Here is a 15,198-nt window from a genome sequence, read left to right on the forward strand (position 1 = left end):
GAATGGTTTGTTGCCGGTGTGGGCAGGCATCGGAGGACCGTACCAGGTCAGCTCTCCAGGAATCTTGCGATCTCGCCGAACACCCTGACGAACATGTCTTCGGTCAGCACACCGGTGTTGGTGTTGTAGCGCGAGCAATGATAGCTCGAAAACAGCGTGATGCCGCCGGCCGGCAATTGCCCGCCATGTTTGAACGGATAGGCGGCGACGCGCTCGCCCAAGGCCCGCACGGTCGACTGGTGCGCGATCGATCCAAGCGCCAGCACGGCGCGCAGGTTGGGAAAGCGAGCGATCGTCGGCACCAGGAATGTCCGGCAGGTGGAGATCTCGGCACCCACCGGCTTGTTCTCCGGGGGCACGCAGCGCACCGCGTTGGTGATCGCCGTGCCGATCAGTTCCAGCCCGTCATCGGGCCGCGCCTTGAATTCCCCCCGCGCGAGGCCGTGGGCAATCAGTGTCGAATAGAGCAGGTCGCCGGCATAGTCGCCGGTGAAGGGGCGCCCGGTGCGGTTGGCGCCGCGCAGGCCAGGCGCCAGACCGACGATCAGAAGCCGGACGGTCTCTTCGCCGCCCGGTGGCAGGAAGGTTGGCACCGGCGCGTTGAACCACGACGGCTCGCGCTGCCGCCATTCGGCGATGAACTCATGCAGCCGCGGACAGAGTGGGCAGTCGCGGCTGGGTTCGGAAGCGAAGAGGGCGGTCAAGTCGACCGCCTCAGTAGTCGTCCTCTTCGACTTCAGCAGGTTCGGGCCGCCGAACAGGCCGTTCGGAGGGGTCGCGGCCGACGTCGTTCTTCAGCGTCGCCAAATCGATGAAATGGTCGGCCTGGCGGCGCAGGTCATCCGAGATCATCGGCGGCTGGGAGGCCATGGTCGAGACGATCGACACCTTGCGGCCACGCCGTTGCAGCGCCTCGACCAGCGTGCGGAAATCGCCATCCCCGGAGAATATGACGTAGTGATCGACGACGTCGGCGAGTTCCAGCGCATCGACGGTGAGCTCGATGTCCATGTTGCCCTTGATCTTGCGGCGGCCGGTCGAGTCGGTGAATTCCTTGGCCGGCTTGGTCACCACCTTGAAGCCGTTATAGTCGAGCCAGTCGATCAGCGGCCGGATCGAGGAGTATTCCTGGTCCTCGACCAGCGCGGTGTAGTAATAGGCGCGCAGCAGGTAACCACGCTTATGGAAGCTCGCCAAAAGCTTGCGATAGTCGATGTCGAACCCGAGCGCGCGCGAGGTGGCGTAAAGATTGGCGCCGTCGATGAAAAGGGCGATTTTTTCACGGGGATCGAACATGGAAATAGTCCTTTCGAAATACGTGGCCGTCTAAACGAATGCGGTAGCGCTATTGGTCGGGCTCATAATAAACCGGCCGACCTTGGATCAATCGAGATAGCGCCAGTTTGGCGGCAATCCAAGGGCGTGTGGCGCACTGCAAGCAATTGTGATCATGGCGCCGAAGCTTGGGACGTGGGGTGTTCTGCGGTCCGCACCGCCATGATGCTTGTATTTTGGCGCCGTTCGGGTTATGGACCGCGCCTGTTTTCCATTAAATCCAGGCATGAAAGGGGCAATCCATGGCCCGCGTAACCGTTGAAGATTGCATCGACAAGGTCGACAACCGCTTCGAGCTGGTGCTCCTGGCCGGCCACCGCGCCCGTCAGATCAGCCAGGGCGCGCAGATCACCGTACCGCGCGACAACGACAAGAACCCGGTCATTGCGCTGCGCGAGATTGCCGACGAGACGCTGTCGCCCGACGATCTCAAGGAAGATCTGATCCATTCGCTGCAGAAGCATGTCGAGGTCGACGAGCCCGAAGCCGATGGCGAAGTGATCGCCGACCAAACCGGCGGCGCCGTTGCCGCCGCCGACACTGACGACGCCGAGGACAACATCACCTTCGATCGCATGACCGAGGAAGACCTGCTGGCCGGCATCGAAGGTCTGGTGCCGCCGGAAAAGAGCGACGACTACTAAGGGATATCTCCGGAAGCGACCGGAACGATCTTCCGCCACTTCCGTCCCGGCAGTTTCGTGGCTATCTATGACGTGCGCCGTACGACAGTGCGGCGCATGATTCATTTATCGCCGAGAGATTTAGCCCATGATGCGTCAGTATGAGCTTGTCGAGCGCGTGCAGCGCTACAAGCCTGACGTCAACGAGGCATTGCTCAACAAGGCGTATGTTTACGCCATGCAGAAGCATGGTCACCAGAAGCGCGCTTCCGGCGACCCCTATTTCTCGCATCCGCTCGAGGTCGCCGCCATCCTCACCGAAATGCATATGGACGAGGCGACGATCGCCGTCGCCCTGCTGCATGACACCATCGAGGACACCACTGCGACCAGGGCCGAGATCGATGAGTTGTTCGGTCCCGAAATGGGCAAGCTTGTCGAAGGACTGACCAAGCTGAAGAAGCTCGACCTCGTGTCGAAGAAGGCGGAGCAGGCGGAAAACCTGCGCAAGCTTCTGCTGGCGATCTCGGAAGATGTCCGCGTGCTCCTGGTCAAGCTCGCCGACCGTCTGCACAACATGCGCACCCTCGATCATATGCCGGAGGCCAAGCGCCTGCGCATCGCCGAGGAGACGATGGAAATCTATGCGCCCTTGGCCGGGCGCATGGGCATGCAAGGCATGCGGGAGGAACTGGAGGAGATCGCCTTCCGCTTCATCAACCCGGAGGCCCATCGCGCCGTCACCGCCAGGCTCGCCGAAATCTTCGAGCGCAACAAGGACGTGCTGTCCGAGATCGAGAAGGCACTTTCGACGCTGTTCGAGAAGCACGCCATCAAGGCCGGCGTGAAGAGCCGCCAGAAGAAGCCGTGGTCGGTGTTCCGCAAGATGGAAGCCAAAGCGCTGTCCTTCGAGCAATTGTCCGACATTTTCGGCTTCCGCGTCGTCGTCGACAGTGTCGAGGACTGCTATCGCGCGCTCGGCGCCATCCACACCACCTGGTCGATGGTGCCCGGCCGTTTCAAGGATTACATCTCGACGCCGAAGCAGAACGACTATCGCTCGATCCACACCACCATCGTTGGCCCCTCGCGCCAGCGCGTCGAGTTGCAGATCCGCACCCGCGAGATGAACAAGATCGCCGAATATGGTGTCGCCGCCCATTCGATCTACAAGGACACCGGCGGCAAGACGAACGGCGCCGGCCATGCGATCTCGAAGGAGACCAACGCCTATGCCTGGCTGCGGCGTACAATCGAGCAGTTGGCCGAGGGCGACAATCCCGAGGATTTTCTCGAGAACACCAAGCTGGAGCTGTTCCAGGACCAGGTATTCTGCTTCACGCCGAAGGGCATGCTGATTGCCTTGCCGCGCGGCGCCACGCCGATCGATTTCGCCTATGCCGTCCACACCGATGTCGGCGACACCTGCGTCGGCGCCAAGGTCAATGGCCGCATCATGCCGCTGATGACGGAACTGAAGAATGGCGACGAGGTCGAGATCATCCGCTCCAAGGCGCAGGTGCCGCCGGCCGCCTGGGAATCGGTCGTCGTCACCGGCAAGGCACGCGCCGCCATCCGCCGCGCCACCAAGAATGCGATCCGCAAGCAGTATTCCGGCCTTGGCGCCCGTATCCTGGAGCGTGCCTTTGAACGAGCCGGCAAGACCTTCACCAAGGAAAGCCTGAAGCCCGTCCTGCACCGGCTGGCACGCAAGGACATCGAGGATGTACTGGCGTCCGTCGGTCGGGGCGAACTGGCTTCCACCGATGTCATGAAGGCGGTGTTCCCCGATTACAAGGACGAGCGCGTCACCCCCGCGGCTCCCAAGCAGCGCGAGGAGGGCTGGTCGAAGATCCGCAACGCCGCCGGCATGCTGTTCCAGATACCGGGTCGCGCCGCGCGCAAGGACAAGGACCAGCCGCGCGACGGCGCCGTGCCGATCCGCGGCGTGCGGGGCGACCTGCCGGTGCGCTTCGCGCCGGAAGGGGCCGTGCCTGGCGACCGTATCGTCGGCATCGTCCAGCCGGGCACGGGCATCACCATCTATCCGATCCAGTCGCCGGCGCTGCAGGCTTTCGACGACCAGCCGGAGCGCTGGATCGACGTGCGCTGGGACATCGACGAACGCACCAAGGAGCGGTTTCCCGCGAGGGTCTCGGTCACCGCCATCAACGCGCCGGGATCGCTTGCCGATATCGCCCAGGTCGTTGCTTCCAACGACGCCAACATCCACACCCTGTCGATGGTGCGCACCGCACCCGATTTCACCGAAATGCTGATCGATCTCGAAGTCTGGGATCTCAAGCATCTCAACCGGCTGCTGTCGCAGCTCAAGGACAATTCGAGCGTCAGCGATGCGCGGCGCGTCAATGGCTAGCGATAGCCGATCATGGGGGACGAGATGAATACCGACGAAGTGCTGGGCATATTCCGCGAGGCTGGCGCTGTCCTGGAGGGGCATTTCATCCTGACGTCGGGTCTGCGCAGTCCCGTCTTCCTGCAGAAGGCACGGGTATTCATGCATGCAGACAAGACCGAGCGGTTGTGCAAGGCGTTGGCCGAGAAAATCCGCGCCGCGATGCCGGGCAAGATCGACTATGTCGTGGGCCCGGCGATCGGCGGGCTGATCCCGGCTTACGAAACCTCGCGCCACCTCGGCGTGCCGGCGATATGGGTGGAGCGGGAAGGGGGCGAGTTCCGCCTGCGGCGCTTCGAGATCGATCGAGGCGCGCGCGTCATCATCGTCGAGGACATCGTCACCACTGGCCTGTCGATCCGCGAAACCATCGACTGCCTGCGCGAACTTGGCGCGGAGGTGGTCGCGGCCGCCTGCATCATCGACCGTTCGGCCGGCAAGGCCCATGTCGGGGTGCCGCTGATCGCGCTTGCCGAGTATGAAGTTCCGGCCTATCCGCCGGACCGGCTGCCGCCGGAGCTTGCGGCGATACCGGCAATCAAGCCCGGCAGCCGCAACATCTGACGGGGAGGTCGAGATGATCGTTGGCCTCGATCATTTCGTATTGACGGTGGCATCGCTCGACGCGGCCTGCGCCTTTTATCAACGCGTGCTGGATTTCGAACGCATCGACACGCCGAACCGGCCGACGGCACTTGCCTTCGGCAACCAGAAGATCAATGTTCACGAGGTGGGCCGCACCTTCGAGCCGAAGGCGAAGATGCCTACGCCCGGATCCGGTGACTTCTGCCTCGTCACCGATCGACCGCTCGACGAATTCCTCGCCAAACTCGAGGCCAATGATGTGGCGGTGGAGCTTGGTCCGATCGAACGGATCGGGGCGCGGGGCGCGATGATGTCGGTCTATTTCCGCGATCCCGATGGCAACCTTGTCGAAGTCAGCCAATACCTCCGGTAGTGTCTCAAGCATTGGGCTGCGACAATAAGCCGAAGCTTCTTCTCAAATTCGCCGTGATTATCCCATGTTGGAGATGAACCTTACCAAAAATTATGGCGGTGCGGCTACTGCGCGGACGGCCTTCGGTTGTTGTCGGGGTTGCGGATGGCTATATCAAAGTCGTGATTGCCTTCTTGGCGACCGTAACGCGCAAGATATGGTGGCGAGGCCGGCTGGAAGCAGCCGCGTGTGAGCCGTGAATTGTCGGGAATGGGAAAAGAGTGCTTTTTCGTCGCCGCAAGCCTGATGGCCTTTTCGAGCGGGTGCGCACCTATTTGTGGCCGCGCCGTTCGTTTTCGCGCTCGCTTCAATATTTCTCCAAGCGCATTCTGCGGCTGAAGGCCACCCCGCATGCGGTGGCGGCGGGCGTCGCCGCGGGTGTCTTTGCTTCGTTCTTCCCAGTCGGTTTCCACTTCATCATTGCCGCCGTTCTGTGTTGGGTGATCGCCGGCAATCTGGTGGCAGCAGCTCTCGGCGCCGTATTCTTCGGCAATCCGCTGACTTTTCCGCTCTTGTGGGGCGCCTCCTGGGAAACCGGCAAGCTCATCCTGCACAATCGCCTGCCGGCGCATGGCCCGCCAACGCATCTGGGCGAGATGATGCACACGCTTTCCTTCGCCAAACTCTGGCATCCCGTCCTCGAGCCGATGCTGATCGGCGCGGTGCCGCTCGGGCTGGTGTTCGGCTTGGTGTTCTACGGCATAACGCGCTGGGGCATGACTATCTTCCGCGAACAGAGGCGCAAGCGGCTGGCCGAGCGCGCGAGGCGCCGTGAGCATTCGCCTCATCCCGGCGGAAGTATCGGCTCAGCCGCGCAATGATCATCGGCATCGGCAGCGACCTGATTGATATCAGGCGCATCGAGAAATCGCTTGAGCGTCACGGCCAGCGTTTCATCCAGAGAATCTACACCGAGGTCGAACAGGCGCGTTCGGAGAACCGGCGCGCCCGCGCGGCTTCCTACGCCAAGCGGTTCGCCGCCAAGGAGGCTTGCGCCAAGGCACTGGGCACCGGTCTGGCACAAGGGGTCTTCTGGCGTGACATGGGTGTCGTCAACCTGCCCAGCGGTGCGCCGACGATGGCGCTGACCGGCGGGGCGCTGGCGCGGTTGGAAAAGATCCTCCCTCAAGGCCATCGGGCAATGATCCACCTCACCATCACCGATGATTTCCCGCTCGCTCAAGCCTTTGTGATCATAGAGGCGCTGCCGGTCGAAGAAGCGCCACATTGATTGCATTTGACGACCGGCATTGACGTTGCCCAGCGCGCGCCGAGACTCTATACCATCCAACGCACAATCGAGGACGACATGAGCGTGGCTGAAAAATCTCAGAAGAAATCCGGCGGGCTTGGCGAAACCGTCAGCGTCATCGTCCAGGCGCTTTTGCTCGCCCTGGTCATTCGCACGCTGCTGTTCCAGCCGTTCTCGATCCCATCGGGTTCGATGCGGCCGACGCTTCTGGAAGGCGACTATCTATTCGTCACCAAATGGTCCTACGGCTATTCACGCTATTCGCTGCCTTTTGGACCGGATATTTTCTCGGGCCGCATCTGGGGCTCCGAACCCAAGCGTGGCGACGTGGTGGTGTTCAAGTTCCCGCCGGATCCGTCCGTCGACTACATCAAGCGCGTCATTGGCCTGCCCGGCGACAAGATCCAGATGAAGGACGGCCAGGTCTTCATCAACGGCGTTGGCGTGCCGCGCGTCAAAACCGGCCAGATCGACAATCCCGACATCACGGAAAAGGATTATCCGATCGATGTCTATCGCGAGACGCTGCCCGATGGCGTCAGCTACGACACGCTCGACCTGTCGCCGAATTCGATTGGCGACAACACCCGCGAATTCGACGTGCCGGCAGGCCATTATTTCATGATGGGCGACAACAGGGACAATTCCGCCGACAGCCGGTTCACCGTCGGCTATGTTCCGGCCGAGAATCTTGTCGGCCGCGCCAACCTTGTCTTCTTCTCGATCGCCGGCAAGGCAAGCCCGCTCGAAATCTGGAAATGGCCGTCGCTGGTGCGCGTTTCGCGCCTGTTCCATTTCGTCAACTAGGGCCATGGCGGCACCGAAACGGTTGACCCCCGATGCGCTCGCCGTAGCGCTTGCGGAGCGCACGGGCCATGCCTTTGCCGACCGCCAGCGCCTGCAGCGTGCGCTTACCCATGCCAGCGCGCGCGGCGTCAACAGCGGCACCGATTATGAGCGTTTCGAATTTCTCGGCGACAGGGTTCTTGGCCTTGTTGTCGCCGACATGCTGCTGGCCGCTTTTCCCGACGCAGCGGAAGGGGAATTGTCGCTGCGGCTCAATGCGCTCGTCAACGCTGAAGCACTTTCGCAGATCGCCGAGGATATCGGGCTGCCGAACCTGATCCGTGCCGGATCGGACGTGCGCGGGCTCGAGGGGCGCAAGCGCGTCAACCTGCGCGCCGATGCATTGGAATCGTTGATTGCCGTGCTGTATCTCGATGGTGGTCTGGAAGCGGCCCGCGCGTTCATCCATAAATACTGGCAGCCGCGTTCGCAGGCCTCGGGCGCGGCACGCCGCGACGCCAAGACCGAATTGCAGGAATGGGCGCATCAGGCGGCGAGTGCAGTTCCCACCTATCAGATCGACGGCCGGGAAGGCCCCGATCACGATCCGCTGTTTACCGTCAGCGTCAAGGTCGGCGCGTTCCGGCCGGCGACCGGTAGCGGCCGTTCCAAGCGTGAGGCCGAACAGGCCGCCGCCGCTGCTCTTCTGGTTCGCGAGGGCGTCTGGGTCCATGAAGGGGGTGCGGCATGACCGTCGAAGACACTGCGACAGCTCCGGTCACGCATTCCGGCTTCGTCGCGCTCATCGGCGCGCCCAATGCCGGCAAGTCGACGCTGGTCAACCAACTGGTCGGTGCCAAGGTCTCTATCGTCACCCACAAGGTGCAGACGACACGCGCCATCGTGCGAGGCATCGCCACGCACGACAACGCGCAGATCGTCTTCGTCGACACGCCGGGCATCTTCAAGCCCAAGCGGCGGCTGGACACCGCCATGGTGACCACCGCCTGGGGCGGCGCCAAGGACGCCGATATCGTGCTGCTGCTGATCGACGCCGAACGCGGCATCAGGGGCGACGCCGATGCCATCCTCGAACGGCTGAAGGATGTACGCCAGCCGATGGTGCTGATCCTCAACAAGGTCGACCGCGTCAAGCCGGAAGCGTTGCTGGCCCTGTCCGCGGCGGCGAACGAGAAAGTGCCGTTCCAGCGCACCTTCATGGTCTCGGCGTTGACCGGCTCCGGCTGCAAGGACCTCCTCGACTATCTGGCCCGGGTGCTGCCGGCCGGCCCGTGGTACTATCCGGAAGACCAGATTTCCGACCTGCCGATGCGCCAGCTCGCGGCCGAGATCACCCGCGAAAAGCTTTATATCAGGCTGCATCAGGAACTTCCCTATTCCTCGCACGTCGAGACCGAGAAATGGGAAGAGAAGAAGGATGGCTCGGTGCGCATCGAGCAGGTCATCTATGTCGAGCGCGACAGCCAGAAAAAGATCGTGCTTGGCCACAAGGGCGAAACAATCCGCGCCATCGGGCAGGCCGCGCGGATGGAAATAGCGGGCATATTGGAGCAGAAAGTGCACCTGTTCCTGTTCGTCAAAGTGCGCGAGAACTGGGGCGACGATCCCGAGCGCTACCGCGAGATGGGGCTGGAGTTTCCCCACTAGACTAGGGCTTTGTGAATTCAGGATCCTGATCGTCGCCTGGTCGTGATTCAAGCTTGGGATGCAACGTTTCGTACTGACTGACGGACGACTAAAGCGCGTCGCGTCGAACCGGTTCATGCGCAGCGCTTAGGCTATTGCTTGTCGTCGCCGCAAAACCGAGGTCACTTTCGCGCGACATGCTATGCCTGAGGCCATGTCCGGCGCTCTCCCTTGCCACGGTCCTAAATGGCCGTCCGCCTGGCTTCAGGCAATGTCAGCTTGTCGAATCTGGTCGAAAAAAGCCGTGATCGATTTCGGCCACCTCCGGTGTAGGCGATTCATCATTGCCAGCAATCGGGTGGGAAAAACCGCTTGTTGTCCGATTTCTATTAGGCGGCAAAATTAAGCGAATTGAACTCTATAGGATAAATAGCCAGTAGGCGAATTTAGGCGCGAAACTAAACTGAATTATTGCAGATATATGACGATGTTCCATTTGTTTCATATCCAAGTTCCGGCGGCATCGATTAGTGTTATTTGTGCAACACGGATTTAATCTGTGGCGAAAATCCGGCGCGTTTATGGAATTGTCATTGTCGGGGGAAGATTGATGGGTATGTTCGCCGCGAAAAGGGGACGCGGTGCGAGCCTTTTTCGTTGTGGGGGTGAGGCGGGAAAACATATCCGCCAGCCACAATTCAGAAGCTAATTTTTTTAACTTGACTGGAGAGGTCAGAAAATGAACATCAAGAGCCTCCTTCTCGGCTCAGCCGCGGCACTGATCGCGGTCTCCGGCGCACGCGCCGCGGACGCCGTCGTCGTCGCCGAACCGGAACCGGCCGAATACGTCAAGATCTGCGACGTTTACGGCGCCGGCTACTTCTACATTCCCGGCACCGAAACCTGCCTGCGCATCGGCGGCTATGTCCGTTATGACGCCGGTTTTGGTGATGTCGGTTCGTTGGACGGCGCTCGCGCCACTGATGTCCGCGACGGTAGTCAACAGGGAACCTGGTTGAAAAACACTCGCTTCAATTTGAAGACTTGGACCGGCCAGGAAACCGAGCTTGGCACATTGAAGACCTACACTGAAACCCGCTTTAATTTTGGCAACACGTCAAAAAGCGGCATCGCAAGCTACAATCAATTTACTGAAAGCTACAATGCAGGCGCTGCCAACAAGAGCGTTACCCTGAATTTCGCTTGGATACAGCTTGGTGGTCTACGCGTCGGCAAGGATGAAACTCCTTATGACTCGTTCATTGGCTACGCTGGTAACGTCGTGCAGGATACGATCATAAAATACGGTATTAAAGACACCAATCTGATCAGTTACTACTTTGATGCCGGCAACGGCTTCTCAGCCGTAGCTTCGCTGGAAGAAGGTTCCGGCACAACAGAGACGATCGACAGCTACGTTCCGCATGTTGTCGGCGGTGTGAAGTACAAGGGCGATTGGGGTGCGATCACTGCGGTTGGGGCCTACAACAGCAACTGGGAAGAATGGGCAGGCAAGGCCCGTCTTGACCTGAAGGCGACAGCAGATCTGACCTTATTCGCAATGGTTGGTTACGGCACCGACGACAATGTTGCCAAGAGCTTCTATAAGCCGTGGAATGGAAACTTCGCGGTCTGGGGCGGTGGCACCTACACGGTGAACAAGAAGGTTGCACTCAACGCACAGGTCTCCTACACCGATGCCAGAGACTTTGCGGTGGCGGCTAACGTCGCTTACACGATCGTCCCAGGCTACACGATCACCGCTGAAGTCGATTATTACGACAATTTCGACAAGGACAACTCAGACGCGATCGGTGGCATTTTCCGCTTCCAGCGTTCATTCTAACAGATCGACCAATCTTCATCGAACCGCCCGTGGCACACCGCTCCGGGCGGTCTTTTGCGCCGAGGCCCGCTCACGATCTGCCCAGGAGCCAGACCCATACCTTGATTTTGCCACCCGATCGGTGAAAAGCTCAGGCATGGAATGGCGCGACGAGGGAATCATTCTCGGCACCCGCAGGCATGGCGAAACCAGCGCCATTCTCGAGGTGATGACCAGAGCGCATGGCCGCCATCTCGGCCTCGTGCGCGGCGGCCGCTCGCGCAAGCAGCAGCCCGTTCTCCAGCCCGGCAATCGCGTCGATCTCTTGTGGCGTGCACGCCTCGACGAGCATCTGGGCACCTTCCAGGCCGAAGCGATCGAGATGAACGCCGCCCGGCTGATGGACAATGCCATAGCCGTCTACGGCCTTCAGACGATGGCGGCGCATCTGCGCCTGCTGCCCGAGCGTGATGCCCATGGCGGCCTATACGAGGCGCTTTCGGTCATGATCGTCCACCTCGACGACGCCGATGTCGCTGGTGAACTCGTGGCACGTTTCGAACTGCTGATCCTTGATGAACTGGGCTTCGGCCTCGATCTCAGCCAATGCGCCGCCACTGGCGCCAAACAGGATCTTGCCTATGTGTCGCCGAAATCGGGACGCGCGGTGTCACGCGCCGCCGGCGCGCCGTGGCACGACAAGATGCTGGCGCTGCCAGCCTTCCTGCAGCGCGGCTCCGGCCTGCGCGCGAATCAGGCCGCGATCGCGGATGCCTTCCGCTTGACCGGTTTCTTCTTCACCCGCCATGTCTATGAGCCGCGCGGCATCGAGCAGCCCGACGCCCGCGCCGGCTTCCTTGCCGCCCTGCGCAAGCACCACGCGATGCACAAGCCCATCGCCGGGGAAAACGCGGCCCGGGAAATCATCGGATGAGCGAAGTCGAACTCTATCCGGGCAAGGTCTCGCCGCTTGGTCTCGGCACCATTCCTCATGCCGACATCCTGAAATACACCGGCCTGGAATTGCTGCAGCGAATCATCGACGGCAAATATCCGGCACCGCCGATCTCCTTTCAGCTCAGCTTCGCGTTGGCCGAAGTTTCGGAAGGCCGGGCCGTGTTCCGGGGCGTGCCGAACGAACGCCACCTCAATCCGCTGGGCAGCGTTCATGGCGGCTGGGCGGCGACGCTGCTCGATTCGGTGCTGGGCTGCGCGGTGCAGACACTGCTCGAAAAGGGCGAAGCCTATACGACGGCGGAGTTCAAGGTGAACCTGACGCGGCCGATCACGCCCAGGACCGGCGAGGTGGTCTGCGAAGGCAAGGTGATCCACAAGGGCCGCACGCTTGCCGTGTCGGAAGCGACGCTGAAGGATGCCGGCGGCAAGCTGCTGGCTTTCGGCACAGAGACATGTTCGATATTTCCGGCCGCCAATCTGGCGGCACGTTGAGTTTTCAGCCGCTTGACCGCCGCATTTGACTGCTCGTGAGACGAAATATCGGTGAAACCGGCCTGGTTTGGGGGAACCGCCATGTTTGAGAGCCTGATCGGCCTTGTCGCCATCATCGCCTTGTTCGTCATCATCTCGCGTCAGCAGAGCCGCATCGGCCTGATCGAGCGCGAACTCGGCGCGCTGCGCAGTCTCGTGCTTTCGGGCGCGGTGTCGCCCGTGGTCAGGCCGTCGGAGCAGGAATCGGCCGCCGCCGGCAAGGACGATATGGCACCCGTCGCCGCGCCTGCGCCCGATGTGGCGGCGGCAGACAGCGAGCCGGCACCCGCGCCGGTACAGGCCACGGAGGCGGAAATCCCAGCCGGGGAGGGTGTGCCCGGTCCTTGGGGCGCACCAGAGGCAACACCGAAAACGCCGGAGGTCGCGCCAGCCGCGGTCACCAAGGCTGCTCGCCAGTCCGACGTCGAAACCGCGCTCGGCACGCGTTGGGCGGTCTGGGTCGGCGGCATTGCGCTGGCTCTGGGTGGCTTGTTCCTGATCCGCTACACGATCGAGGCCGGCATTTTCGGACCGGGTGTGCGGCTCACCATGGCGGCGGTGCTCGGGTTGGTCCTGGTCGCCGGCGGCGAGTTCATTCGCCGCACCGGCTTCAGGGTGCCGGTGCAAGGTGTTGCCGGCGCCTATATTCCGGCGATCCTCACGGCGGCCGGCGCCTTCATCCTGTTCGGTGCAGTATATGCCGCTCACGGCATTTACGGCTTCATCGGCCCGGCGCTCGCCTTCACTCTGCTCGGTGCGATCGGCATCGCGACCATCGCCGCCGCTCTCGTCCATGGCCAGGCGTTGGCGGGCATTGGCCTCGTCGGCGCCATGGTGACGCCGGTGCTGATCGCTTCCCAGGCGCCCAACCCCTGGGCGTTGTTCGGCTATCTCGCCATCGTGCTCGCCGCGACCGGCGTCATCGCGCGCATGCGCGACTGGAAAGTGCTGATGGCGGCAGCCTTTGCCGGCACCGGCATCTGGACCATCCTCTACATGGCCGACGCACCGGGCGCGAACCTTACCACCATCCTGTTCATCGATGCCGTCAGTTTCGCCGTGCTGGCCTTTGTCTGGCTGAGCGGTCGCGGCAGCGAAGCCGGACAGTCCAGGGCATTCGACTGGCCGTCCATCGTGCCCAGCGTGTTCATCGCATTCTCTGCGCTCGGCCTGTCGGTCGACCCGGTCTTTGCCGCTGCCGGCTATGCCTTGCCGGGCGCGGGATTGCTTGTCGCGATGGTCGCTGTCGCGCTCTACCGCCCGCTGGCGCTGCCGCTGCTCTACGCCGCCGGGCTGGCGACGGTGCTGATCTATCTCGGCATCATCCCGCCAACCTCGATCGCGTCCGACTTTTCGAGCGGCGTCTTGGGCCTTGATGGCTCGCCATTGGCCACTGCCAACACGCTGACGTTGCGCATAGGCATCGCACTTGGGCTGGTCTTCATTGGCGCCGGGCTCTGGGCCGCGAGAAGATTTGCCGCCGCGACACAGGTCCGTGCTGCCTCATGGGCGGCATGGGGCGTTATCGTGCCACTGGTCATCCTGTCGGCGCTCTGGTTCACCTTCGGTAATATCGACCGCGACTTCGCCTATGCCGCCATCGCGGCTCTTCTGGTCGTGGTTTTCGCCGCTGGCGGCGAGTGGATCGCGAGAGCCGAGGAGCCGCCGCTCAAGGGCGGCATGGCGGTTTCGTTTGTCCTGTGCGGGGCGGCGGTCGCCGGCCTCCTGATGCTGCACATGGCTTTCGATTCCGGCTGGACCACTATCCTGCTGGGTGCGGCGACAATTGTGCCGGCGTTGGCGACCCGCTGGCGCACCTTCCCTGTCCTCGGCTGGATTGCGGTTGGCGGGGTAGTTACCGTGATTGGCCGCGTCGCCTTCGATCCGACGATCGTCGGCGCCGAATTCCTGTCGACGACCCCGGTGTTCAACTGGCTGCTGCCCGGCTACGGCATACCGGCGCTCGCTTTTGGCTTCTCCGCCTGGCAGCTTGCCCGCACCACGAATGGCCGACCGCACCTCGCCATGGAGGCGGCGGCGGCGTTGTTTGCGTTGCTCACGCTGGCCATGCTGGTGCGCCACGCCATGCATGGCGGCGTCATCAACAGCGATACACCCACGCTCGCCGAACAGGCGATCTACACGCTGATCGCCATTGGCGCCGGCGCCATCCTGATCGCCATCGACAGGCGCTCGCCAAGCTCGGTGCTGCGCTACGGTTCTATGGCGGTGGGCGTGGTTTCGGCCGCCTTCGTCGTCATCCAACATTTCCTGGTGCTCAATCCGCTGTTCACGGACGAATCGACCGGCCGGATCCCGGTCTTCAACCTTTTGTTCCTGGCCTATCTCCTGCCAGCCGTCGCCGCTGGCGGCCTGGCGCTCTACAGCAGGGGCAAGCGGCCGAAATGGTATACGCAAATGCTGGCGCTGGTGGCGGCGCTGCTTGCCTTCGCCTATGCCACGCTGTCGGTTAGACGCCTGTTCAAGGGCGAGTTCATTGGCCTGTGGAGCGGGCTTGGCCAGGTGGAAACTTATACCTATTCAGCGCTTTGGCTGGTGATCGGCGTGGCATTGCTCACCGCCGGCGTCCGGCTGAAGTCGCAGGTGCTGCGCATTGCTTCGGCCGCGTTGATCGCGATTGCGGTGCTGAAGGTCTTCCTCTTCGACATGTCCGAACTGGAAGGCGTGCTCAGGGCGCTCTCCTTCATCGGCCTGGGCGCGGTGCTGATCGGGATTGGCCTGTTCTACCAGCGGCTTTTGACGCGGGCGGCGAAGGAAAAAGCGTAATCGTCCGCGAATCATCGGTTTTCTTGCCGGTCGGGAATAAAT

15 protein-coding genes are annotated in these 15,198 nt (G+C 62.1%); 13 read left to right on the forward strand and 2 right to left on the reverse strand.

Annotated features, from left to right (window positions below; translation table 11 throughout):
• Positions 1–47: 47 nt before the first annotated feature.
• Together LB556_RS09120 and LB556_RS09125 are read right to left on the reverse strand one after the other, a co-directional pair.
• Positions 48–704 (reverse strand): uracil-DNA glycosylase, encoded by a 657-nt coding sequence (locus tag LB556_RS09120; protein ID WP_224566276.1) that lies wholly within the window; start codon positions 702–704, stop codon positions 48–50.
• Positions 705–714: 10 nt separating this feature from the next.
• Positions 715–1,296 carry an NYN domain-containing protein gene (locus LB556_RS09125; protein ID WP_224566278.1) on the reverse strand — a complete coding sequence of 194 codons (582 nt, stop codon included), beginning with the start codon at positions 1,294–1,296 and terminating at the stop codon, positions 715–717.
• Between the two features lie 281 nt (positions 1,297–1,577).
• Between LB556_RS09125 and rpoZ the strand changes: the two genes are divergently transcribed.
• From rpoZ to LB556_RS09190, 13 genes are all read left to right on the forward strand, one after another.
• Positions 1,578–1,979: a DNA-directed RNA polymerase subunit omega gene (rpoZ, locus tag LB556_RS09130; protein WP_127871379.1), complete on the forward strand. Its 402-nt coding sequence runs from the start codon at positions 1,578–1,580 to the stop codon at positions 1,977–1,979.
• Positions 1,980–2,106: 127 nt separating this feature from the next.
• Entirely contained in the window at positions 2,107–4,335 is a 2,229-nt protein-coding gene (locus LB556_RS09135; RefSeq protein WP_224566280.1) for a RelA/SpoT family protein, read from the forward strand.
• Positions 4,336–4,359: 24 nt separating this feature from the next.
• Positions 4,360–4,938 (forward strand): orotate phosphoribosyltransferase, encoded by a 579-nt coding sequence (pyrE, locus tag LB556_RS09140; protein ID WP_224566282.1) that lies wholly within the window; start codon positions 4,360–4,362, stop codon positions 4,936–4,938.
• A 13-nt stretch (positions 4,939–4,951) separates the two neighbouring features.
• Positions 4,952–5,332, forward strand: a complete 381-nt coding sequence (locus tag LB556_RS09145; RefSeq protein WP_224566284.1) for a VOC family protein — start codon at positions 4,952–4,954, stop codon at positions 5,330–5,332.
• A gap of 260 nt (positions 5,333–5,592) precedes the next feature.
• A complete protein-coding gene (locus LB556_RS09150) occupies positions 5,593–6,192 on the forward strand; it encodes a DUF2062 domain-containing protein (RefSeq protein WP_224566286.1) in 600 nt (199 codons plus the stop codon).
• Entirely contained in the window at positions 6,189–6,602 is a 414-nt protein-coding gene (gene acpS, locus LB556_RS09155) for a holo-ACP synthase (protein WP_224566288.1), read from the forward strand. The genes LB556_RS09150 and acpS overlap by 4 nt, the downstream gene beginning before the upstream one ends.
• Before the next feature lie 78 nt (positions 6,603–6,680).
• Positions 6,681–7,430 (forward strand): signal peptidase I, encoded by a 750-nt coding sequence (gene lepB / locus LB556_RS09160; protein ID WP_224566290.1) that lies wholly within the window; start codon positions 6,681–6,683, stop codon positions 7,428–7,430.
• A 4-nt stretch (positions 7,431–7,434) separates the two neighbouring features.
• Positions 7,435–8,160 carry a ribonuclease III gene (gene rnc / locus LB556_RS09165; protein ID WP_224566292.1) on the forward strand — a complete coding sequence of 242 codons (726 nt, stop codon included), beginning with the start codon at positions 7,435–7,437 and terminating at the stop codon, positions 8,158–8,160.
• On the forward strand, positions 8,157–9,077 hold the full coding sequence (gene era / locus LB556_RS09170) for a GTPase Era (RefSeq protein WP_224566294.1): 921 nt from the start codon (positions 8,157–8,159) through the stop codon (positions 9,075–9,077). Before rnc ends, era begins: the two co-directional genes overlap by 4 nt.
• 718 nt (positions 9,078–9,795) lie before the next feature.
• Complete coding sequence (locus tag LB556_RS09175) at positions 9,796–10,902, forward strand: porin (protein WP_224566296.1); 1,107 nt, start codon at positions 9,796–9,798, stop codon at positions 10,900–10,902.
• Between the two features lie 136 nt (positions 10,903–11,038).
• Positions 11,039–11,815, forward strand: coding sequence for a DNA repair protein RecO (recO, locus tag LB556_RS09180; protein ID WP_224566298.1), 777 nt, complete (start codon positions 11,039–11,041; stop codon positions 11,813–11,815).
• Positions 11,812–12,330: a PaaI family thioesterase gene (locus LB556_RS09185; protein ID WP_224566300.1), complete on the forward strand. Its 519-nt coding sequence runs from the start codon at positions 11,812–11,814 to the stop codon at positions 12,328–12,330. The genes recO and LB556_RS09185 overlap by 4 nt, the downstream gene beginning before the upstream one ends.
• 81 nt (positions 12,331–12,411) lie before the next feature.
• A complete protein-coding gene (locus LB556_RS09190; RefSeq protein ID WP_224566302.1) occupies positions 12,412–15,156 on the forward strand; it encodes a DUF2339 domain-containing protein in 2,745 nt (914 codons plus the stop codon).
• The last annotated feature ends 42 nt before the right edge of the window (positions 15,157–15,198 follow it).

The sequence above is a fragment of the Mesorhizobium sp. ES1-4 genome, assembly GCF_020164745.1.
Taxonomy (GTDB): domain Bacteria; phylum Pseudomonadota; class Alphaproteobacteria; order Rhizobiales; family Rhizobiaceae; genus Mesorhizobium.

Excerpts from the sequence above, each read along its gene's own strand:
- LB556_RS09125 (WP_224566278.1), bottom strand. The coding sequence starts at position 1,296 with ATGTTCGATCCCCGTGAAAAAATCGCCCTTTTCATCGACGGCGCCAAT.
- rpoZ (WP_127871379.1), top strand. The coding sequence starts at position 1,578 with ATGGCCCGCGTAACCGTTGAAGATTGCATCGACAAGGTCGACAACCGC.
- LB556_RS09135 (WP_224566280.1), top strand. The coding sequence starts at position 2,107 with ATGATGCGTCAGTATGAGCTTGTCGAGCGCGTGCAGCGCTACAAGCCT.
- pyrE (WP_224566282.1), top strand. The coding sequence starts at position 4,360 with ATGAATACCGACGAAGTGCTGGGCATATTCCGCGAGGCTGGCGCTGTC.
- LB556_RS09145 (WP_224566284.1), top strand. The coding sequence starts at position 4,952 with ATGATCGTTGGCCTCGATCATTTCGTATTGACGGTGGCATCGCTCGAC.
- acpS (WP_224566288.1), top strand. The coding sequence starts at position 6,189 with ATGATCATCGGCATCGGCAGCGACCTGATTGATATCAGGCGCATCGAG.
- lepB (WP_224566290.1), top strand. The coding sequence starts at position 6,681 with ATGAGCGTGGCTGAAAAATCTCAGAAGAAATCCGGCGGGCTTGGCGAA.
- rnc (WP_224566292.1), top strand. The coding sequence starts at position 7,435 with ATGGCGGCACCGAAACGGTTGACCCCCGATGCGCTCGCCGTAGCGCTT.
- era (WP_224566294.1), top strand. The coding sequence starts at position 8,157 with ATGACCGTCGAAGACACTGCGACAGCTCCGGTCACGCATTCCGGCTTC.
- LB556_RS09175 (WP_224566296.1), top strand. The coding sequence starts at position 9,796 with ATGAACATCAAGAGCCTCCTTCTCGGCTCAGCCGCGGCACTGATCGCG.
- recO (WP_224566298.1), top strand. The coding sequence starts at position 11,039 with ATGGAATGGCGCGACGAGGGAATCATTCTCGGCACCCGCAGGCATGGC.
- LB556_RS09185 (WP_224566300.1), top strand. The coding sequence starts at position 11,812 with ATGAGCGAAGTCGAACTCTATCCGGGCAAGGTCTCGCCGCTTGGTCTC.
- LB556_RS09190 (WP_224566302.1), top strand. The coding sequence starts at position 12,412 with ATGTTTGAGAGCCTGATCGGCCTTGTCGCCATCATCGCCTTGTTCGTC.